Raw genomic sequence first — 20443 nt, 5'->3', positions numbered from 1 at the left:
CTGGAGTCGTGTCATGACCGCAGTTCTCGACAGGGCCGCGTGCCCGGCGTCCATTCGTCCCCTCGCGCCGGTGGTCGGTGCCGACACCACGGTGCCGACCATCGCAGGGGACCCCGTCGTCTACGCGAACTTCGACTACGCCGCGTCGGCACCCGCGTTGGCCTCGGTGGCCGGGCGACTGTCCGAGGCGCTGGCCGAGTACGCGAGCGTCCATCGCGGTGCCGGCCATCTGTCCCAGGTGACGACCGCCCGTTACGAGCAGGCGCGCGAGACGGTGCGCCGGTTCGTCGGCGGCCGCAGCGACGACACGGTCGTCTTCACCCGGAACACCACCGACTCGATCAACCTCGCCGCGCACATCACGCCCGGCGACGTGGTGGTGCTCGACATCGAGCATCACGCGAACTTGCTGCCGTGGACGCGGACCGGCCGCGCCCGCGTGGTGCCGTCGGCCGTCACCGTCGACGAGACGGTCGAGCGGATCGAGGCCGAACTCGCCTCCGCACCCGCCGCCCTGCTGGCGATCACGGGTGCGTCGAACGTGACCGGCGAAGTGCTGCCGATCGGCAGGCTGGCCGCCGCGGCGCACCGGCACGGCGCGCGCATCCTGGTCGACGCCGCACAGCTGGTGCCGCATCGCGCCGTCTCGATCGCCTCGTGGGGCATCGACTACCTGGCCTTCTCGGGGCACAAGCTGTACGCGCCGTTCGGGGCGGGCGTGCTGATCGGGCGGTCGGACTGGCTCGACGCCGCCGAACCGTATCTCGCCGGTGGCGGGGCCACCGCGGATGTCGACCTCGACGGTGTCGTCGCCTGGCACTCGGGCCCGGCACGCCACGAGGCCGGATCGCCCAACACGCTGGGCGTGGTCGCGTTGGCCGCGGCGGCGCGGGAACTGCAGGAGATCGGCTTCGAAGAGATCGGCTACCACGAGCACCGGCTGCAACGACGTCTCGACGACGGCCTCGCACGACTGCCGGGAGTGCATACGCTGCGGATCTTCGACGACGCGACCGACCGCGTCGGGATCGCCGCGTTCGCCGTGGAGAATCACACCGCGCGCAGCGTCGCCGAGTATCTGTCGGTGACCCACGGGGTCGGGGTCCGGGACGGCAAGTTCTGCGCTCATCCGCTGTTGCGGAAGCTCGGGTACCCCGACGGCGCCGTCCGCGTCAGCTTCGGGCTCGGCACCTCGTCGGACGACGTCGATCGGCTTCTCTCCGCGCTGTCGGACCTCGTGCAGCGGTAGGGGATCGGCGCGCGAGCCGACACGCCAGACCATCGCGCCGCGGGCCGGGACATCACAGTCTCGGCCCGCGGCGTCTTCGGCTGCGAGCGGTTTTGCGCGATAAGCCCCGTATCGGCGGAAAATTCTGGTTGCAGTCCTAATGTGTCCGTCTCATACTTGCAAAGCGCAACTAATTGCAGACTGCAACAAAGAGAGACGACGTGACGGCGACGCCAGAGCGACTCGACGAGATGTTCGTCGCGCTCAGCCGGTACACCCGGCTGCGGGCTCGTGCCCTGCACACCGACATCTGGAACGACCGGATCGGTTCGGTGGAGACGGCCGCCTATCGTGCGCTCTTCGTCCTGCGGCACGGCCCGATGCGCTCGCGCGACCTCGCCGAACGACTGGTCACCGATCCGTCGACCACCAGTCGGCACGTCGCGCAGTTGGTGAAGGAAGGATTCGTCCGGCGCGAGGCGCACCCCGAAGACGGGCGCGCGTCACGGCTGGTCCTCACCGACGACGGTCATGCGAAGGTCTGCGAGATCGCCGAGTCGAGACGACGGCTCGTCGGCGAGACCGTGGCGGACTGGACAGACGAGGAGTTCGACACGTTCGTCGAACTTCTCGGCCGGTTCGTGGACGCGGTCGAAACCCGAATCGCCCCCTGTACCTCGAAAGGTGACTCATGAGCTCACCAGCCGCCGGCATGGACTTCCCCGGCAAGGGCCTCACTCACCGTCAAGTGCTGACGATCATGAGCGGCCTGATGATCGGCATGTTCCTCGCCGCGCTCGATCAGACCATCGTCTCGACGTCCATCCGGACCATCGCCGACGACCTCAACGGCTATGACCTGCAGGCCTGGGTCACCACGGCGTACCTGGTGACGTCGACGATCGTGACGCCGCTGTACGGCAAACTCTCGGACATCTACGGCCGCAAGCAGTTCTTCCTGCTCGCGATCACCATCTTCATCATCGGCTCCCTGCTGTGCAGCATGTCGACATCGATGTACGAGCTGGCCGGATTCCGCGCCCTACAGGGTCTCGGCGCGGGCGGTCTGTTCACCCTGGCGATCACGACCATCGCCGACATCGTCACCCCGCTCGAACGTGCCAAGTACCAGGGCTACTTCCTGGCGGTCTTCGGCACCTCGAGCGTCCTCGGGCCGGTGCTCGGCGGATTCCTGGCCGGCGCGAACTCGATCCTCGGCGTGGCGGGCTGGCGTTGGGTGTTCCTGGTGAACGTGCCGATCGGCCTGGTGGCGCTGGTCGTCGTCTACAAGGTGCTGAACTACCCGCAGCAGAAGCTGACCGGGCATCGCACGGACTACTGGGGCGCGACCGCCGTCGCCGTCGCGGTCGCACCACTGCTGATCGTCGCCGAGCAGGGCCGCGACTGGGGCTGGACCTCGCTGAACAGCATCCTCTGCTACGCGATCGGTGCGGCGGGCATCGCGGCGTTCATCCTCATCGAGAACAAGATGGGCGACGAGGCGATCATCCCGCTCCGAGTGTTCAAGAACCGTGTCTTCGCGCAGGGCATCATCGTCTCGCTGATCGTGGGCGCGGTGATGTTCGGCGGCATCTCGATGCTGCCGCAGTACTTCCAGGTGCTGCGCGGTTCGAGCCCGATGGTAGCCGGGCTGCAGATGCTGCCGATGGTGGCCGGCATGATGATCGGTTCGATCATGGCGGGCCAGCTGATCTCGCGGACCGGACGCTACAAGGTGTTCCCGATCATCGGCTCGATCCTGATCACGCTGATGTCGTTCGTGCTGCACTACGTCGACACGTCGACGCCGCTGTACCTCGTGATGCTCGCCGCTGCCGGACTCGGCTTCGGTCTCGGCAATCTGATGCAGCCGCTGATGCTGGCGATGCAGAGCATCCTCCCGGTGCGCGACACCGGTATGGCGACGGGCACGGCGACCTTCTTCCGGCAGATCGGCGGCACGTTGGGTGTGGCCGTGTTCTTCTCGCTGCTGTTCTCGTCGATGGGGCCGAACATCGCGAACGAACTCCAGGCGGCGTCGGGGACACCCGAGTTCAGCGTCGCGGTGCAGGAGGCGGCGACGAGCCAGGATCCGCAGGTCGCGGCCTTCGGCAAGTCTCTCATCGCGGCGGCGCAGGATCCCAACGCGGACGGATCGTCCGCGGCGATGAAGGACACCTCCGTCATCGAGAAGCTCCCGGACGCGTTGGCTCAGCCGATCAAGCAGGGATTCGCCGATTCGATGGACCGGGTGTTCCTGTCGGTCTCGATCCTGTCGGTCCTGGCGATCATCGGCACCATCACCTGGTCCGAGGTGTCCCTGCGGCGCGGCGAGTCCCCCGCCAAGAAGGACGACGACCCCGAGCCGGTGGCCGCGGACTGAACGCAGAAAGACTTCGGGTCACGAACCGGCGTGAGACGCCGGTTCGTGACCCGAAGTTCTTCGCTATGCGGGCGGTCAGCCCTGGTAGCGGTCGACCGCAGCCTGTGCGACCTTCGCCGCCTCGGCCTTGCCGACCCAGCCGCCGGGGGTGACTTCCTTGCCCGGCTCGAGGTCCTTGTAGTGCTCGAAGAAGTGCGCGATGGCCTTCAGCTCGAACTCGTTGACGTCGTTCACGTCCTGGATGTGATCCCAGCGGGGATCGCCGGCAGGCACGGCCAGCAACTTGTCGTCGCCGCCGGCCTCGTCGGTCATGGTGTACATGCCGACGATGCGAGCCTTCACGATGACGCCGGGGAAGACCGACTCCGGCAGCAGGACCATCGCGTCCAGCGGGTCGCCGTCCTCACCGAGAGTGTGGTCGATGTAGCCGTAGTCGGCCGGGTAGCCCATCGGCGTGTAGAGGTATCGATCGAGGTAGACCTTGCCGGTCTCGTGATCGACCTCGTACTTGTTACGGCCACCCTTGGGGATCTCGATGGTGACTTCGAACTCCATGCTGCCTCCTGCATTCGCGCGTGGGACTGTCCAGAAATTGCTTCGACGGCTGTCAAGGATACTGTTAACTCCGTCGATCGCAGACCCCAGACCGGAGGATACGTGGCCCAGCCGACAAGTTCTGCCGTCCGTCGGCCGCGCAAAGTGCTGCGCTGGATCCTGATCGTGGTCCTCGTCCTCCTGCTGGCAGCGGGCGCGGGCGCCGGGTGGTGGATGTATCAGAACCGGGCCGATCCGGTCCCGGCGGGAACGCCGGCGCGGCCCGCCGCCGCCACCGTGCAGCCGAGCATCGTGCCCGTCTCATCGAATGCGCCGGCGCCGACCCCGCGCGGGGTGCAGAAGGCGCTCGCCACGCCGCTGAAGGATCCCGCGCTCGGCAAGCTGACCGGCGAGGTGTCGGACCCACTCACCGGCCAGGTCCTCTGGTCGCAGGGTGCGGCCGAGCCGCGCGTGCCCGCATCCAACGCGAAGATCCTCACCGCGTCGGCGGTGCTGCTGGCGCTGCCGCACGACTCGCGGGTGACCACCAAGGTGGTCCTCGGGTCGGACGGCGAGGCGATCCTTGTCGGAGCCGGCGATCCGACGCTCACCTCGACGCCGGTCGGGGAGACCTCGTTCTACTCGGACCCCGGCCACCTCTCCGAACTCGCCGCGCAGATCAAGCGCAGCGGGCGCAAGGTCACGTCGATCGCGGTGGACACCTCGCTGTTCACCGGACCGACCATGCAGCCGACGTGGGATCGACGTGACATCGAAGGCGGCGACATCGCGCCCATCGAGTCGTTGATGGTGGACGGCGGACGCATCAAGCCGAGCGAGGAGTACTCGCCGCGCACGACCGAGCCTGCGCTCGACGCCGGCCGGGCCCTCGCGGACGAGCTCGGGCTGAACAGTCCGGTCACCGAGGCGACCGCGCCGTCGGCCGCGCCGGAGATCGCTTCGGTGCAGTCGGCGCCGCTGACCGTCCGCGTCGGCGACATGATGCGGTACAGCGACAACGTCCTCGCCGAGTCCCTGGGCATCGAGCTCGCGCGCGCCACCGGCGGCGAGGCGAGTATCGAGGGCGGATCGCAGGCGGTCCTGGCGACGCTGAGCAAGAACGGCTTCGCGGCCCGGACCGCGACGCTGGTCGACTCCTCGGGGCTGTCGTACTCCGACCGCGTCCCGGCATCGCTGCTCGACGAGCTGATGTCCTCGGCGGCGGGCGACGGGCAGCCGAAGCTGCGCTCGCTGCTCGACTCGCTCCCGGTCGCCCACGGAACGGGCACGCTGTCCGATCGTTTCGACCCGAAGCTCACCGACGGCGCGGGCTGGGTCCGCGGTAAGACCGGAACATTGACCGGCGTCAGTTCGTTGACCGGAATAGTGCAGACAGTCGACGGCCGGGTGCTCTCGTTCGCGATGATCTCCGGGGGCACCTCGCCCGCTGACGCCCGCCCCGCCGTAGACGCGGTGGTCGGCGCGCTCCGCGACTGCGGCTGTCGAAGCTGACCGACCGGAAGGAACGATTGTGAGCAGTGTTGCGGAGAGTTCGGCGGCCGGCGATCCGGTGACCGGAGTTTCGGGCGGCGGTGATCGGGACGAGGGGGCGTCGCCGATCGAGAACATCGACTGGGGGCTGGCGGCGACAGTCGGCAAGCGCATCGCGCGACCCGGCCCGCGAGTCACCCGGTACACCGCGGATCGTGCCCGGGCCGAGCTGGCGGATGCCGCGGTGCGCGCGGAGGCGCCGGTGCGCGAAGTCACCGGGTTGGCCGACGGACTCGCGGTGCCGACCGCGCAGATCCTCGATCGCTCGGGCTGGATCGACGCCGCGGCGAGGTCGATGCCCGCGATGCTCAGCGACGAGGGGCTGGTGGCTCAGCAACCGGAGATCAAGCCGCACGGGACCGGCGTCACGGGGAAGATCGCCGGGGCGCAGGCGGGTGGCCTCCTCGCGTTCCTGTCGAGTGCGATCCTCGGCCAGTACGACCCGTTCAGCCTCGATCCCGAGACCGGTGAGCCGGGCGTCCTGATGCTGGTGGCGCCGAACATCATCGCGGTGGAGCGACAGCTGCGCGTGGACCCCTCCGATTTCCGTCTGTGGGTCTGCCTCCACGAGGTGACCCATCGCGTCCAGTTCTCCGCCAATCCATGGCTCACCGATTACATGCGCAGCAACATCGGCGCCCTCACCGGCGACGAGGACGAGTCGGTGACGGACCTCGTCTCACGCGTGACCGGCGCGCTCCGCAGCGACAAGCCGCGTGAGAAGGGCGTGATCGGGCTGATGCAGCTGCTGCAGTCGCCCGAGCAGTACGAGGCGTTCGAGCGGGTCCTGGTGCTCGGCACGCTCCTCGAGGGCCACGCCGATCATGTGATGGACGCGGTCGGTCCGGCGCAGGTGCCGACGGTCGCCGCCATCCGAGCGGCCTTCGATCAGCGGCGCAGTGCACCGAAGAATCCGCTGCAGCGACTGATCCGCGCGCTGATCGGGATGGACGCGAAGATGGCTCAGTACATCCGCGGCAAGGCCTTCGTCGATCACGTCGTCGACCGTGTCGGCATGGACCTGTTCAACACCGTCTGGACGTCGGCGGAGACGATGCCGCGCATGACCGAGATCGACGAACCGGATCAGTGGATCGAGCGAGTGCTCAGCTGACGTCGGTGGGCGCCCGCGATCGGTTCGGCGGTCGGGTCCGATGAGTCGTCGGACCCAGCAGCTGTTGGTCGGCGCGGTCCGTGGATTCGCCGACCGCTTCCTCGACGACGGCCCGGTTTGCGTCGCGTTGTCGGGCGGCGCGGACTCCCTCGCACTCACCGCGGCCGCGGTGCGGGCGCGGCTGGTCGTGCATGCGGTGGTCGTCGACCACGGGCTGCAGGCGGGTTCTGCGGAGGTGGCTGCGCGGGCGGCCGCCGCGGCGCGCGAGTCGGGGGCGACCGCGGAGGTCCGGACTGTCGAGGTCGGCAGCGCGGGCGGTCCCGAGGCCGCGGCGCGTACCGCACGCTACGACGCACTGCGCGCGGCGCGAGGCGGCCGGCCGGTGTTGCTCGGGCACACGCTCGACGATCAGGCCGAGACGGTCCTCCTCGGCCTCGGGCGGGGCTCCGGTGCGCGCTCGCTGTCCGGGATGAGCGAGTGGTCGGCACCGTGGGGACGACCGCTGCTCGGTCTGCGCCGTGCGCAGACGCGCGAGGCGTGCGCGGACTGGGGACTGCCGATCTGGGACGACCCGCACAACGTCGACCCCGGATTCACCCGCGTCAGGGTGCGCAGCGAGGTGCTCCCACTGCTCGAGGACGTGCTGGGCGGCGGTGTCGCCGAAGCGCTCGCCCGGACGGCGGCGCAGTTGCAGGCGGACGCGGACGCGCTCGACGGTCCGGCCGCAGACCTGCTGGCAGAGTGCGCGTACGGCCGCGTGTTGGATCTGGAGCCGTTGGAATCGGCGCCGACGGCGTTGCGGACCCGGGTGCTGCGCGGCTGGCTGCAGTCGGTCGGGGCCCCGGAACCGTCCTACCGAGTGGTCGCGTCGATCGGTGCGCTCGTCACCGACTGGCACGGCCAGGGGCCGATCGCGGTGGGCGGAGACGCGACGGCCCGCCTCGTCGTGACGAGGCGGGCCGGGCGGCTGCACGCGCAGCGGATGTCGAGATGACGGTCAGCGACGGTTCGGCTTCACATTCCGGAAGGGCCGGTTGATGGTGTCGAAGTAGCGCTGACCCGCGGCGATCGCGCTGCCCCCGCCGCCGACGACGGTGCCCGCGATGCCGCCGAGGCCGGCACCTGCGGTGAGGCCGGGGAGGCAGCCGATCGGCAGGGTCAGCACGCACCCGGCGAATCCGCCCAGAACGACGCCGATCGCCGTGCCGACGATGGTCGAGATCGTCATCGATGCGGCCATCTCCGAGTTGAAGCGGGCCAGCGCCGCGTCGTCACGTTCCTTCTTCGACCGGTAGCCGTCCTTGTCCGCGACGTCGGTCTTCCTCAACAGTGCCGCGTCGGTGGCGACGGACCGCGAGGCGTCCTTGGACGGTGTGAGAGTCGCGACGCGACCGTTGACCGCGGCATCGATCGGGTAGGTCCGATTGTCGGGTGCGATGTAGTTCAGCGCAGTGCGATCAACGACGGTGCCGGCGTCGTTGCGGTACACCAGGTAGCCGCCATCGATGCCGAGGCTGCCGTTGAGGAGTCGGATCCGGACCTGATCCCGGTCGGTCTGGACGTTCGCACCGACTCGCCCGTCCCCGGGTGCAGCGTGCGCGGGCGCGGCGAGGAACGGCAGTGCCGTGACGGCGGTCAGCAAGACGATGAACAGGCCGCGGACCGGATTTCGCAGAGACATGAACTACCTCTCATTTGGCTGTGACTGTGACCGCCCCGACTTCCGATCGTGACCAACATGTCAGATTTCGTGCCGGTATGAGGTGATTTCGCGCCGTTTCGATGAGTTTCACGTGAATGTCGGACGAGTGCGGCGAGACGCCCGGTGTCGCCGTGGACACGACGAAGCCACGCCTCGCGATCGGCGAGGCGTGGCACGAGTCGTCAGCGGCCGACGTTCTTGAACGGCGAGTTGATGGTGGTGAAGTAGCGGATCGCGGAGTTGATCAGCGAACCGCCGCCGCCGATCACCGTTCCGGCGATGCCGCCGAGTGCGGCGCCGACCGGGATGCAGGCGATGATCGCCGGGGTGGCGGTCGCGCCGCATAGGACGCCCGCGGCGACGCCGCCGATCACCGCACCGATCGCGGTGCCGATGATCGTCGAGATCGTCATGCCTGCGGCCATCTCGGAGTTGAAGCGAGCGAGCGCGGCGTCATCGCGCTCCTTCTTGCTCCGGTATCCGTCGCGGTCGGCGACGTCGTTGCGGAACGATGCCGCGGCGTTCTTCGGCGGAGTGAGGGTCGCCGTGGCCCCGTTGACCGTCGCTGCGATCGAATGACTCCGAGCGTCCGGCGTGACGAAGGTGAGCGGATAGTTCGCCACCACCGCCCCGCTCTGATTGCGGAACACCAGCGAACCGTCTTCGACCGCCAGCGTCCCGTTGAAGATCGTTACGTGGACGCTGTCGGCGGTGGTACTGACCTCGGCGCGTGGTGGCGCCGGAGGTGAGGCGTGCGCCGGGGCGGCCAGGAACGGCAGTGCCGTCAGCACCGCGATCAGTGCGATGAATGTCCCTCGTGCCGCGCTTCGAATCGACATGATCTTCCCTCTCGTCTGCCAACGGAGCCCGCACACATGCCGACACCGGATGTTGTGACCGAAGATGAGAAGAAAGTAAGCCGTAGACGCCCGAGTCTGCGCTGAAAGAGCGGGGCCTGTGACGGCTGAGGCGAAAAGGCGTCCTAACGGACGACAGGCAGCGGCAGGACCGGCACGCTCGACGTGCTTCGCGCTGCCGACCTCGAGGAGGTCTCCGACGGTGCGGGCTTCGACGATGCCGACGCGGCGGCCGGGGTCCGCTTGGTCGTCGGCGCGCTCGCCGTGCTCGATCGGGTGGAACTGCTCGAGGCGGTGGACGACGTCGACGTCGTGGTCGGCACGGTCTTGAACGGCCGATTGATGGTGTCGAAGTAGTGGATCACCGCAGCGCCCGCGACGCCGCCGGAGATGATGATCCCGAGACCCGCGCCCGCGGCCGCACCCAGCGGCACGCCCGCGAAGAAGCAGCCGAGCGGCCCGGTGGCCGCGAGGACGAAGCATCCCGCCAGGCCGCCGAGGACGGCGCCGAGGGCCGCGCCGATCACGGTCGACACCGTGGCGCCGGTGGTGACCTCCTTGGTGAGTCGCGAGAGTGCGGCGTCGTCGCGCTCCCACTTCGACTTGAATCCGTTGGAATCGGTGCCGAAGCCCTGGTCGACGAGAACCGCGTCGGTCGACGTCGAGCGGGCGGCATCGGTGGACGGCGTCAGGCGGGCGACGTTCCCGGAGACGGATGCGTCGATCGGATACGACCGGTCGTCGGGCGCGATGAAGGCCAGCGGGAACCGCTCGATCTCGGCGCCTGCCCGATTCCGGATCACCAGGTAGCCGGGCTCGGCGGCGACGGTGGCGTTGAAGACCCTCACACTCACGTCCGAGGCGCCGGCCTGGATCTGAGCGCGCGGTACTGCGTCGACCGGTGCGGCGTGCGCGGGTGCGGCGACGAACGGGAGTGCAGTGATGAGGGCTGCGAAGACGACGAACGCGGTCCGCAGCAGGTGGCGAAGAGGCATGCTCAACCTTTCCTGGGATTCAATGAGCCGCAGTCGGCGAAGTCCGTGCGTTCGCAACATCGGACGTGAATCGCCCGTTCGGGGCAATCCCGAAGTCGCAGAAACGTCGATTCAGAGTTGCCTACGTCACAAAAAAGACCATTCGCCGGTGTCTGGGCCGCGTCGACTCCGGCGGCACGGAGCCCCATCGGCAAACCCGCGGTCGCGCAGTCGGGGGCTCGTGCGAAGCTATAGGGGTGGACCGCGACGACAGCTATGGCGATGACATCGAAGAAGTCCTGATCACCCAGGAGCAGATTCAGGCTCGAACGGTGGAGATGGCTCAAGCGGTGGGTGAGCGGTACAAAGACGCCCCCGACGACCTCGTGCTGATCGGCGTCCTCAAGGGCGCCGTGATGTTCATGACCGACTTCGCGCGGGCGCTGCCGATCCCGTCGCAGCTCGAGTTCATGGCGGTGTCGAGCTACGGGTCGTCGACGTCGTCGTCGGGTGTGGTCCGGATCCTCAAGGACCTCGACCGGGACATCACCGACCGCGACGTGTTGATCGTCGAGGACATCATCGACTCCGGTCTCACGCTGTCGTGGCTGATCAAGAACCTCGCGACGCGGTCGCCGCGGTCGCTGGAGGTGGTGACCCTGCTGCGGAAGCCGGAGGCCGTGCGGGCCACCCTCGACGTCGCCGACGTCGGCTTCGACATCCCGAACGAGTTCGTCGTCGGATACGGGCTCGACTTCGCCGAGCGCTACCGCGATCTGCCGTACGTCGGCAAGCTGCATCCGGCGGTGTACTCGTCCTGACCGGCCACCGCTGATCGGCCGCCGGAACATCCGGATCGCCTGCGACGTTGAGTGTGCAGGCGGCGACTGACGCCGGCCCTCGATTCGAGCGGACCGTTCGACGGCAGGTATCCGACCTCCTACAGGTAGCCTCGTATTTCGAGTCGACGGGAAGGACAAATGGGCGCGGTGGCGTAGTGCACACCGAACGCGACGACCCGAGCCCACGCGTACACGCATGAATCGCAAGACACTGTTCCGGAATCTGGCCATCGTGGCCGTCATTCTGTTCGCCATCTGGGGCTTCAGCATGATGCGGAATTCCGATCGCGAGTACTCCGACGTCGACACGTCGGTCGCGATGACCCAGTTGGACAAGAAGAACGTGAAGTCGGTCCAGATCGACGATCGCGAGCAGCGCCTCCGGATCGAGCTCAAGCAGCCGATCAAGGTGGACGACTCCGACGCCACCAAGATCTCGACGCAGTACCCGGCGGGGGTGACCAACCGGGTGTTCAACTCGGTCGTCAACTCCGGCGCCGAGTATCAGACCAACGTCACCAAGGACTCGGGGATCTGGCAGTCGATCCTGATCTTCGTCCTCCCGATGGTGATCCTGTTCGGCCTGTTCTTCTTCGTGATGAGCCGGATGCAGGGCGGCCGCGGCGGCGTGATGGGCTTCGGCAAGTCGAAGGCCAAGCAGCTCAGCAAGGACATGCCCAAGACCACGTTCGCCGATGTGGCGGGCGCTGACGAGGCAGTCGAGGAGCTCGACGAGATCCGCGACTTCCTGCAGAACCCGGCGCGCTATCAGGCGCTCGGCGCCAAGATCCCCAAGGGCGTGCTCCTCTACGGTCCGCCCGGCACCGGCAAGACACTCCTCGCACGCGCGGTGGCCGGCGAGGCGGGCGTCCCGTTCTTCACGATCTCCGGCTCGGACTTCGTCGAGATGTTCGTCGGCGTCGGTGCGTCGCGCGTCCGCGATCTGTTCGAACAGGCCAAGCAGAGCAGCCCGTGCATCATCTTCGTCGACGAGATCGATGCCGTCGGACGTCAGCGCGGTGCCGGTCTCGGCGGCGGTCACGATGAACGCGAGCAGACGCTGAACCAGCTGCTCGTCGAGATGGACGGCTTCGGCGACCGCTCCGGCGTCATCGTGATGGCGGCCACCAACCGGCCCGACATCCTCGACCCGGCCCTCCTGCGTCCCGGTCGCTTCGATCGGCAGATCCCGGTCAGCAACCCGGACATCGCGGGCCGCAAGGCGATCCTCGCGGTGCACTCGAAGGGCAAGCCGATCGCGCCCGACGCGGACCTCGACGGTCTCGCCAAGCGCACCCCGGGCATGTCCGGCGCCGACCTCGCGAACGTCATCAACGAGTCGGCCCTGCTCACCGCGCGTGAGAACAAGACGGTGATCACCGGTGAGGCGCTCGAACGAGGCACACTACGACTCACCACGGTCGAGAACGGCGGACGCCAATCTGGCCCGGAAGAGCCGCATCATCAGCGAGCACGAGAAGAAGGTGGTCGCGTACCACGAGAGCGGTCACACGCTGGCCGCGTGGGCGATGCCGGACCTCGACCCGATCTACAAGGTCACCATCCTGGCGCGCGGACGCACCGGCGGGCATGCGCTCGCGGTCCCGGAACAGGACAAGGACCTGATGACCCGGTCGGAGATGATCGCGCGCCTGGTGATGGCGATGGGCGGTCGTGCGGCCGAGGAACTCGTCTTCCACGAGCCGACCACCGGTGCGAGCTCCGACATCGACCAGGCCACCAAGATCGCCCGCGCGATGGTGACCGAGTACGGCATGAGCGCCAAGCTCGGCGCGGTGCGCTACGGGCAGGAGCAGGGTGACCCGTTCCTCGGACGGGGAATGGGTTCCACGCCCGACTACTCGACCGGTGTCGCCGCCGAGATCGACGAGGAGGTCCGCAACCTGATCGAGGCCGCGCACACCGAGGCGTGGTCGATCCTGAACCAGTACCGCGACGTGCTCGACGTGCTCGCCGGGCAGCTGCTGGAGAAGGAGACGCTGGTCCGCAAGGATCTCGAGACGATTCTCGACGAGGTCGGCAAGCGACCGCGGATCACCAAGTTCGACGTCTTCGGCGAACGCGTCCCGAGCTCTAAGCCGCCGATCAAGACCCCGGGCGAGCTCGCCGCCGAACGCGGCGAGCCGTGGCCGCCGGTCGAGGAGCCGGTGCCGGTGACTCCGCAGGCGGACCCCGCGACGCCGGCGTACGGACAGCCCGCCCAGTACGGTGCCCCGCAGCCGCAGGCCCCGCAGTACGGCGGCCAGCCCTACGGCGCGCCGCAGCAGGGGACTCCGCAGCAGTACACCGGACAGCCGTACGGCGAGCCGTATCCCGCGGCACCCCAGCCGGGAACCCCGCAGTACGGTGCGCCCGGAAACGGAAACCCGCAGCAGTACCCGGATCCGGCGGCGGAGCCGGGCACCGGACCGCACGCACCGCGTTCCGGCCACGGTCACGGCACTCGCCCCGACTACGGTGCACCGCGCGACTGGTCGGCCCCGGGCTGGCCGCCCGCGGACGATCGGCGGGACGGGCAGTGAAGGAGACCCCAGTGAACGGAGAGCATGGGGAGATGACCACCAGCATCGATCGGAACGGTGACGGCGGCGCACACGCCGTCGACGCCCTGCACGTCCCGGCGGCCGCAGGCGACCGGCTGTTCGACCAGGCCCGGGCCGAGGCCGCCGTGCGCGAGCTCCTGATCGCCGTCGGCGAGGATCCCGACCGCGCCGGACTCAAGCGCACGCCGACCCGGGTCGCCAACGCGTACCGCGAGATGTTCGCGGGTCTCTACACCGATCCCGACGAGGTGCTGGCGACCGTCTTCGACGAGGACCACGAGGAACTCGTGCTGGTGAAGGACATCCCGATGTACTCGACCTGCGAGCATCACCTGGTGTCCTTCCACGGTGTGGCCCACGTCGGCTACATCCCGGGAGAGACCGGCCAGGTCACGGGGCTGTCGAAGCTGGCTCGCGTCGTCGACCTGTATGCGAAGCGCCCGCAGGTCCAGGAACGACTGACCAGCCAGATCGCCGACGCGCTGGTGCGCAAGCTGGATCCGCGCGGCGTGATCGTCGTGATCGAGGCCGAGCACCTGTGCATGGCGATGCGCGGCATCCGCAAGCCGGGCGCCCGCACCACGACCTCGGCGGTGCGCGGCCTGTTCAAGACCAGTGCGGTCTCCCGCGGCGAAGCACTCGACCTCATCACGCGGTGAACCCGGACCGCCCGGTGAGCGCAGGGGCCGACGAGCTCGACCGCACCCTCGTGATGGGGGTGCTGAACGTGACCGCGGACTCGTTCTCCGACGGCGGCCGCTACCTCCAGCGTGACCGGGCGGTCGCACACGGACTCGAGTTGCGGGGCGCGGGCGCCGACATCATCGACGTCGGCGGCGAGTCGACCAGGCCGGGCGCTGTCCGCGTGGACCCGGCGACCGAGTCGGCGCGCGTCGTGCCGGTGATCCGGGAACTCGTCGCGGCGGGTGCCCGGGTGTCGGTGGACACCATGCGCGCCGCGGTGGCGGCCGATGCGCTGGCGGCCGGAGCGGACCTGATCAACGATGTGTCCGGCGGTCGTGCCGATCCCGACATGGGCCGCGTCCTCGCGGATGCGGGCGTCCCGTGGATCCTCATGCACTGGCGGCCGGCCGACGACGCACCGGGCGGCGATCGTCACTTCACCCACCGCGTCGACGAGGCCGGCGGGTATCGCGACGTGGTCGCCGAGGTGACCGGCGAACTGCTCGGTCAGGTGGACGCCGCGGTCGCGGCAGGTGTCGACCCGGACCAGATCGTGTTGGATCCGGGGCTCGGTTTCGCGAAGACCGCCGAACACAACTGGGCGCTGCTGCACGCTCTCCCGACCCTGGTGGGGTTGGGCTTCCCCGTGCTGATCGGTGCCTCTCGCAAACGTTTCCTCGGATCGCTGCTGCAGCGAGACGGCGTCGATCGGCCGCCGGCGGGGCGCGAGGTCGCCACCGCGGCGATCTCCGCGCTGTCCGCGGCCGGCGGCGCCTGGGGTGTCCGGGTGCACGACGTCGCGGCCAGTCGCGACGCCATCGAAGTGGCCCTCGCCTGGCGAGGCGGCGGCCGGAGAGGCAGGGAACATGGCTGATCGCATCGAACTGCGCGGACTGCGGGTCCGCGGCAACCACGGGGTCTTCGACCACGAGCGCCGCGACGGCCAGGACTTCATCATCGACATCACCCTGTGGCTCGACCTCCAGGCGGCCGCAGCCAGCGACGACCTCGCCGACACCGTCGACTACGGCGGTCTGGCGCAGCAGGCGCACGACATCGTCGCGGGCACACCGCGCAACCTGATCGAGACGGTCGGCGCCGAGATCGCCGACACGATCATGGGCGATGCGCGGATCTCCGCGTGCGAAGTCACGGTGCACAAGCCGTCGGCGCCGATCCCCCTCGCCTTCGACGACGTCGCGGTCGTCACCCGTCGCTCGGTGAAGACCCGGGCCGTCGCGGCGGCGAGGCAGGCGACGTCGTGACCTCGCGTGCGGTTCTGTCGGCCGGGTCCAACATCGGCGACAGTCGTGCACACCTGCAGCGCGTGGTGAGTGCGCTCGGCAGCGAGCTGCGGGCCGCGTCGAGCGTGTACCTGACGCCGCCGTGGGGCGGGGTGGAGCAGGACGACTTCGCGAACATCACGATCATCGCCGAAGGCGAGCGAACGCCGCGGGAGTGGCTGGAGTTCTGCTGGGAGATGGAGCGAGAGGCGCAGCGGGTGCGCGACGTCCGCTGGGGGCCCCGGACGCTCGACGTCGATGTGGTGACGGTCGAGGTCGACGGCGCGACGGTGATCTCCGACGATCCCGAACTGACGCTGCCGCACCCGCGCGCAGCGCAGCGGGCGTTCGTCCTGGTCCCGTGGCTGGAGATCGATCCGGACGCGCGGCTGGTGACGCCGGACGGGGAACTTGCGGTGACGACGCTGATCGAGGCCCTCGACCCGGACGAGGTCGCGGGCGTGCGTCGAGCGGGGGCTGCGGGATGACCATGCCGACCCCGTCCGGGCCCGATCAGCAGCCCGGCGACGATGAGGGCCACAAACTCGGACCGACGCGGATCCGGGATCTGATGGTCGTCGCCGTGGTGGTCGCGATCGCGCTCTGGATCCTGATCCACTACAACTACGGGGCCTTCCCGAGCCTGCCGTGGCTGTCGGGTATCTCACTCTATGTGGTCGCAGCGCTCGAGGTGGTGATCGGTTTCATCGTGCGAAAGCGTGTGGCGGAGAAGGAGATCGGGCGCGGAAAGGGGCAGCTGCACCCGATCAATGCGGCTCGGCTGGTTGCGCTGGCCAAGGCCTCGGCCATCCTGGGCGCGGTCGCCGCGGGCGGCTGGGCCGGCGTGCTGGTGTTCCTGCTGCAGAACGGGATACTCGAGGCGGCCCGCGCGGACCGGATCGGCGCGATCGTCGGACTGGTCGGCGGCATCGTGCTCGCCGCCGCCGCCCTGTGGCTCGAGCACTGCTGCCGGGCGCCGGACGATCCCTCGGCCGACAACGCGGAAACGACTCCGAACAGCCCTCCCGCACCTGCGTGAATCTCCGACACGGACCGCTCGGTGACGCCGGTCGCGGTGTCAAGGGCGGTAAGTTTGCCTTCATGACCACTAAGGAACGATCCGAAGAGGCCGCCAAGAAACGACCGTCGTCGGCCGGACAATGGCTCATCGGGTTGTTCGTCGTGCTCGCCATCGTGGCCAGTCTGTTGATGATCTTCGGCAACGACTTCTCCGTTCCGGCGACGCTCGCGGTGATCGCCGCGCTGTGGGCCGCGGTGATCGGCGCGGTGCTGGTGACGAAGTACCGCAGGCAGGCCGACGTCGCGGAGTCCCGCAGCCGGGATCTTCGGCTCGTGTACGAACTGCAGCTCGAGCGAGAGATCGCCGCGCGGCGCCAGTACGAATCGGATGTCGAATCCGCGATCCGTCAGGAGGTCGCGAGCGAGTCGAACGTGGAGCTCGAGGAACTCAAGGCGCAGGTGCTGGCGTTGCGGGCCAGCCTCGAGCAACTGCTCGGCACCCCGCTGCCCGACATGCGCGCGGCGATCGGTCTGGAACGGCCGCGTGAACTCGGTTCGGGTCTGGCCGGTGCCGGGTACGCCACCGCGGCCGCCGACGATCGAGTGGTGGCCGACCGAGATTTCGCGTCGACCGCGCCGCCGTCGGATCCCGGTCGTCATCTGCCCGACGAGCCGCAGGACGTCGAAGAGGTCGATCCGGTGGAACTCACCGAGATCATCCCCGTGGTGACGGACGCGCCGGAGGAGGCCCCGGCCGCCGCGCCGGAGTCCGACGACCCGGCGGCCACCACACAGATCGAGCGCGTCGCCTACGGGGCGCAGGCGTATGAACCCCCGGAAGTCCCGGAGACCGGGCCGCAGCCGGTGCAGCCGCAGCAGTCGGGCCAGGGGCGCCGATCGGCGCCGCCGAGCGACGACGGCGCGCACTCCGCGGGCCGCCCGGCCAGTGAACTGCTCAGTCAGCGTGGTCGCCGCCGCCGCGACTGAACGACTCTCGTCAGTTGAGCGCGCCCCTCTCGCTGGTTGAGCGTGCCTCTCTCGCTGGTTGAGCGCGCCCCGCTCGCCGGTTGGGCGTGCCTCTCTCGCTGGTCGAGCGCGCCCCTCTCGCTGGTTGAGCGAGCGGAGCGAGTCGAAACCTCGTGACCTGGGCTGGTAGTGATTTCCAGCCCGGGTTTCGTCGGTTTCGACTCGCTCCGCTCGCTCAACCAGCGGGCGGGGCGATCGCTCAACCAGCGGGCCAGCGGCGCTGCGATCGCTCAACCACCCGCGTGGTGAAAGTTGTCACACCGCGTAGCCGGGACGCTGCGGCCGCGCCTATCGTGGTGGCGAACGTCTGGTACCCGAGGCTCCGTGATCGTGAGCAGGGACTGGAACGGAATGGAGGAACGGCGGTGAATTCACCGATGGCCGCGGCACGCATGCGTGTCGGCATCATCTCGGCCGGTCGAGTCGGCACCGCGCTCGGCGAAGCGCTCGCCGCGGTCGGGCACGACGTCGCGTCGCTGACCGCGCGTTCCCCGGAATCACGCGGCCGCGCCGCTCTGCGCCTGCCACAGGCCCGCATCCTTGATCCATCCGGCGTCGTCGCCGATTCTCAGCTCCTGATTCTCGCGGTCCCGGACACCGCGCTGCCGACCGTCGTGGACGCCGTCGCCGCAGCGGGGCCGCGACCGGGCACGATCGTCGCTCACACTGCCGGTGCGCTCGGCGTCGCCGTTCTGGAGCCGCTCGCACGACTCGGTGCGGTGACCATCGCCGTGCATCCCGCCATGACCTTCGTCGGCAGCTCGGACGACACGGCGCGGCTCGCCTCGTCGTGCTTCGGCATCACGTCGGATGACGAGATCGGCGATGCGATCGCCGCCGCATTGGTGCTGGAGATGGGCGGCACCCCGGTGCGGATCGCCGAGTCCGACCGCACGCTGTACCACGCAGCCCTGGCGCACGGCGCCAACAATCTGATCGCCCTGATCACCGATGCCGTGACGGCGCTCGACGCGGCGATCGCCGGTCCGCACGGCGAACACAGTGCGACCGCGACCGTCGACGGACCCGACCCCGGCATCGCGCGGCGCGTGCTCGCGCCGCTGGTCCGCGCGTCCCTTGACAACGTCCTCGAGATGGGCGGCGCGGCCCTCACCGGGCCGGTGGCCCGCGACGACGCCGCGACCGTCCGCCGTCATCTCGCCGCCCTCGCGGCCCTGCCCGACCATCAGCTCGTCGACGGCTACCGGGCGCTCTCGGCCCGGGCCGCCTCCCAGAGCGGCGCCGGCCGCGAGCTCCGAGACCTCCTGGAGGCACACGCGTGACCGGATCAGACCTCTACGCACCCGGCCGGATGACCGTCCATCGCGACCCGGCGCAGCTGCACCGCGTCACGAAGGCGCTCCGCGCGGCGGGCAAGCGGGTCGCGCTGGTGCCGACGATGGGCGCCCTGCACCAGGGGCATCTGCAGTTGGTGAAGGCCGCCAAGCGTCGGTGCGACGTCGTCATCGTCTCGATCTTCGTCAACCCGCTGCAGTTCGGCGCGGGGGAGGACCTCGACGCCTACCCGCGGACGTTCGACGCCGACTGCGCCCTGCTGGAGCCGCTCGGCGTCGAGCTGGTGTTCGCGCCGACCGCGTCGGCCATGTATCCGTCCGGACCGCGCACCACGGTGCAGCCGGGCGAAGCCGGCGCGATCCTCGAAGGGCAGTCGCGCCCCACGCACTTCGCCGGCATGCTGACCGTCGTCAACAAGCTGCTCAACATCGCGGCACCACACGCCGCCTACTTCGGTGAGAAGGACTACCAGCAGCTCGTCCTGATCAACCAGATGGTTCACGACCTGAACATGGATGTGGAGATCATCGGCGTGCCGACGGTCCGCGAGGCAGACGGCCTGGCGCTGTCGTCGCGCAATCGCTACCTGTCGGCCGACGAGCGCGAGCTGGCGACCATCCTGTCCGCGGCGCTGCTGGCGGGCACCCATGCCGCCGCCGGTGGGCCGGAGGCGATCGTCGCCGCTGCCCGCGCCGTCCTGGACACCGCGCCGGAGATCGAGGTCGACTACCTCGAGGTGCGGGGCCGCGGCCTGCAGGAGGCGCCAGCCGAGGGCGACGGCCGACTGCTGGTGGCCGCGCGCGTCGGGCCGGCCCGACTCATCGACAACGTCGGCGTCCTCATCGGCGTCGACCTCCGCGACCCGGAAGCGGTCGCCGACCTCACCGACAACGCCTTCGACTCCGAGGGCACGACAGCTCCAGGCGACCTCGCCACCCAGGAAGAGGAGTGATCCGCATGTTCCGCACCATGATGAAGTCCAAGATCCACCGGGCCACCGTGACGCAGGCCGACCTGCACTACGTCGGCTCGGTGACCATCGACGCCGATCTGCTCGACGCGGCCGATCTGATGGAGGGCGAGCAAGTCTGCATCGTCGACATCGACAACGGCAACCGCCTCGAGACCTACGTGATCGCCGGCGAGCGCGGCACCGGGGTCATCGGTATCAACGGTGCGGCGGCGCACCTCGTGCACCCGGGCGACCTGGTGATCATCATCGCGTACGGCGTCATGAACGAGGCCGAGCTGGCCGAGTACGCGCCGCACGTGGTCTTCGTCGACTCCGACAACCGGCCGGTCAGCATGGGCGCCGACCCGGCCGATGTCCCGGAGGGCTCCGGGCTCAAGGATCCGCGTCAGCTCGCGACCGCCACGGTCTGAGG

General features: G+C 69.2%; 20 protein-coding genes and 1 pseudogene. 17 read left to right on the top strand and 4 right to left on the bottom strand.

Features of this window, described 5'->3' with window-relative positions; genetic code table 11:
- The first annotated feature begins 13 nt into the window (after positions 1-13).
- From SCNU_RS14035 to SCNU_RS14025, 3 genes are all read left to right on the top strand, one after another.
- Positions 14-1249, top strand: a complete 1236-nt coding sequence (locus tag SCNU_RS14035; protein WP_009680046.1) for an aminotransferase class V-fold PLP-dependent enzyme — start codon at positions 14-16, stop codon at positions 1247-1249.
- Positions 1250-1449: 200 nt separating this feature from the next.
- Positions 1450-1923, top strand: coding sequence for a MarR family winged helix-turn-helix transcriptional regulator (locus SCNU_RS14030; protein ID WP_009680045.1), 474 nt, complete (start codon positions 1450-1452; stop codon positions 1921-1923).
- The gene (locus SCNU_RS14025; RefSeq protein ID WP_040518473.1) at positions 1920-3611 is read left to right on the top strand and encodes an MDR family MFS transporter; all 1692 of its coding nucleotides are present in this window, start codon (positions 1920-1922) and stop codon (positions 3609-3611) included. Before SCNU_RS14030 ends, SCNU_RS14025 begins: the two co-directional genes overlap by 4 nt.
- Positions 3612-3686: 75 nt before the next feature.
- On the opposite strand, the gene SCNU_RS14020 is transcribed toward SCNU_RS14025, so the two are convergent.
- Positions 3687-4166 (bottom strand): inorganic diphosphatase, encoded by a 480-nt coding sequence (locus SCNU_RS14020; RefSeq protein ID WP_009680043.1) that lies wholly within the window; start codon positions 4164-4166, stop codon positions 3687-3689.
- 102 nt (positions 4167-4268) lie between these two features.
- Between SCNU_RS14020 and dacB the strand changes: the two genes are divergently transcribed.
- The 3 genes from dacB to tilS are packed head-to-tail and all read left to right on the top strand — an operon-like array spanning position 4269 to position 7804.
- The gene (gene dacB, locus SCNU_RS14015; RefSeq protein ID WP_040518472.1) at positions 4269-5657 is read left to right on the top strand and encodes a D-alanyl-D-alanine carboxypeptidase/D-alanyl-D-alanine endopeptidase; all 1389 of its coding nucleotides are present in this window, start codon (positions 4269-4271) and stop codon (positions 5655-5657) included.
- A gap of 16 nt (positions 5658-5673) precedes the next feature.
- Complete coding sequence (locus tag SCNU_RS14010) at positions 5674-6810, top strand: zinc-dependent metalloprotease (RefSeq protein WP_420795023.1); 1137 nt, start codon at positions 5674-5676, stop codon at positions 6808-6810.
- Between the two features lie 40 nt (positions 6811-6850).
- On the top strand, positions 6851-7804 hold the full coding sequence (tilS, locus tag SCNU_RS14005; RefSeq protein WP_009680040.1) for a tRNA lysidine(34) synthetase TilS: 954 nt from the start codon (positions 6851-6853) through the stop codon (positions 7802-7804).
- Positions 7805-7807: 3 nt separating this feature from the next.
- Here the strand turns inward: tilS and SCNU_RS14000 are convergent, their stop codons facing one another.
- The 3 genes from SCNU_RS14000 to SCNU_RS13990 form a co-directional block, all read right to left on the bottom strand.
- On the bottom strand, positions 7808-8491 hold the full coding sequence (locus SCNU_RS14000) for a DUF8020 domain-containing protein (protein ID WP_009680039.1): 684 nt from the start codon (positions 8489-8491) through the stop codon (positions 7808-7810).
- Positions 8492-8694: 203 nt separating this feature from the next.
- Positions 8695-9351, bottom strand: coding sequence for a DUF8020 domain-containing protein (locus SCNU_RS13995; protein WP_009680038.1), 657 nt, complete (start codon positions 9349-9351; stop codon positions 8695-8697).
- 143 nt (positions 9352-9494) lie between these two features.
- Positions 9495-10364, bottom strand: a complete 870-nt coding sequence (locus SCNU_RS13990) for a DUF8020 domain-containing protein (protein ID WP_050792832.1) — start codon at positions 10362-10364, stop codon at positions 9495-9497.
- Positions 10365-10600: 236 nt separating this feature from the next.
- Here SCNU_RS13990 and hpt point away from each other — a divergent pair, with 236 nt between their 5' ends.
- The 11 genes and pseudogenes from hpt to panD all read left to right on the top strand — a co-directional run bounded on the left by hpt (position 10601) and on the right by panD (position 20441).
- The gene (gene hpt, locus SCNU_RS13985; RefSeq protein ID WP_009680036.1) at positions 10601-11164 is read left to right on the top strand and encodes a hypoxanthine phosphoribosyltransferase; all 564 of its coding nucleotides are present in this window, start codon (positions 10601-10603) and stop codon (positions 11162-11164) included.
- A 217-nt stretch (positions 11165-11381) separates the two neighbouring features.
- Positions 11382-13728, top strand: a pseudogene (gene ftsH, locus SCNU_RS13980) (ATP-dependent zinc metalloprotease FtsH).
- Positions 13729-13760: 32 nt separating this feature from the next.
- A complete protein-coding gene (gene folE / locus SCNU_RS13975; RefSeq protein WP_238526448.1) occupies positions 13761-14408 on the top strand; it encodes a GTP cyclohydrolase I FolE in 648 nt (215 codons plus the stop codon).
- Positions 14409-14461: 53 nt separating this feature from the next.
- On the top strand, positions 14462-15307 hold the full coding sequence (gene folP, locus SCNU_RS13970) for a dihydropteroate synthase (RefSeq protein ID WP_040518494.1): 846 nt from the start codon (positions 14462-14464) through the stop codon (positions 15305-15307).
- Positions 15300-15698, top strand: a complete 399-nt coding sequence (folB, locus tag SCNU_RS13965; RefSeq protein ID WP_009680033.1) for a dihydroneopterin aldolase — start codon at positions 15300-15302, stop codon at positions 15696-15698. Before folP ends, folB begins: the two co-directional genes overlap by 8 nt.
- Complete coding sequence (gene folK, locus SCNU_RS13960) at positions 15695-16204, top strand: 2-amino-4-hydroxy-6-hydroxymethyldihydropteridine diphosphokinase (protein WP_009680032.1); 510 nt, start codon at positions 15695-15697, stop codon at positions 16202-16204. Before folB ends, folK begins: the two co-directional genes overlap by 4 nt.
- Complete coding sequence (locus SCNU_RS13955; RefSeq protein ID WP_009680031.1) at positions 16201-16755, top strand: DUF3180 domain-containing protein; 555 nt, start codon at positions 16201-16203, stop codon at positions 16753-16755. The genes folK and SCNU_RS13955 overlap by 4 nt, the downstream gene beginning before the upstream one ends.
- Positions 16756-16817: 62 nt before the next feature.
- On the top strand, positions 16818-17723 hold the full coding sequence (locus SCNU_RS13950) for a DUF6779 domain-containing protein (protein ID WP_040518493.1): 906 nt from the start codon (positions 16818-16820) through the stop codon (positions 17721-17723).
- A gap of 416 nt (positions 17724-18139) precedes the next feature.
- A complete protein-coding gene (locus SCNU_RS13945) occupies positions 18140-19045 on the top strand; it encodes a Rossmann-like and DUF2520 domain-containing protein (protein ID WP_009680029.1) in 906 nt (301 codons plus the stop codon).
- Between the two features lie 29 nt (positions 19046-19074).
- Positions 19075-20010, top strand: coding sequence for a pantoate--beta-alanine ligase (gene panC / locus SCNU_RS13940; RefSeq protein WP_050792835.1), 936 nt, complete (start codon positions 19075-19077; stop codon positions 20008-20010).
- 5 nt (positions 20011-20015) lie between these two features.
- The gene (panD, locus tag SCNU_RS13935; protein ID WP_040518491.1) at positions 20016-20441 is read left to right on the top strand and encodes an aspartate 1-decarboxylase; all 426 of its coding nucleotides are present in this window, start codon (positions 20016-20018) and stop codon (positions 20439-20441) included.
- The last annotated feature ends 2 nt before the right edge of the window (positions 20442-20443 follow it).

This window comes from Gordonia neofelifaecis NRRL B-59395 (assembly GCF_000192435.1).
GTDB lineage: Bacteria > Actinomycetota > Actinomycetes > Mycobacteriales > Mycobacteriaceae > Gordonia > Gordonia neofelifaecis.
This window is presented reverse-complemented; position numbering and strand designations above follow the sequence as displayed.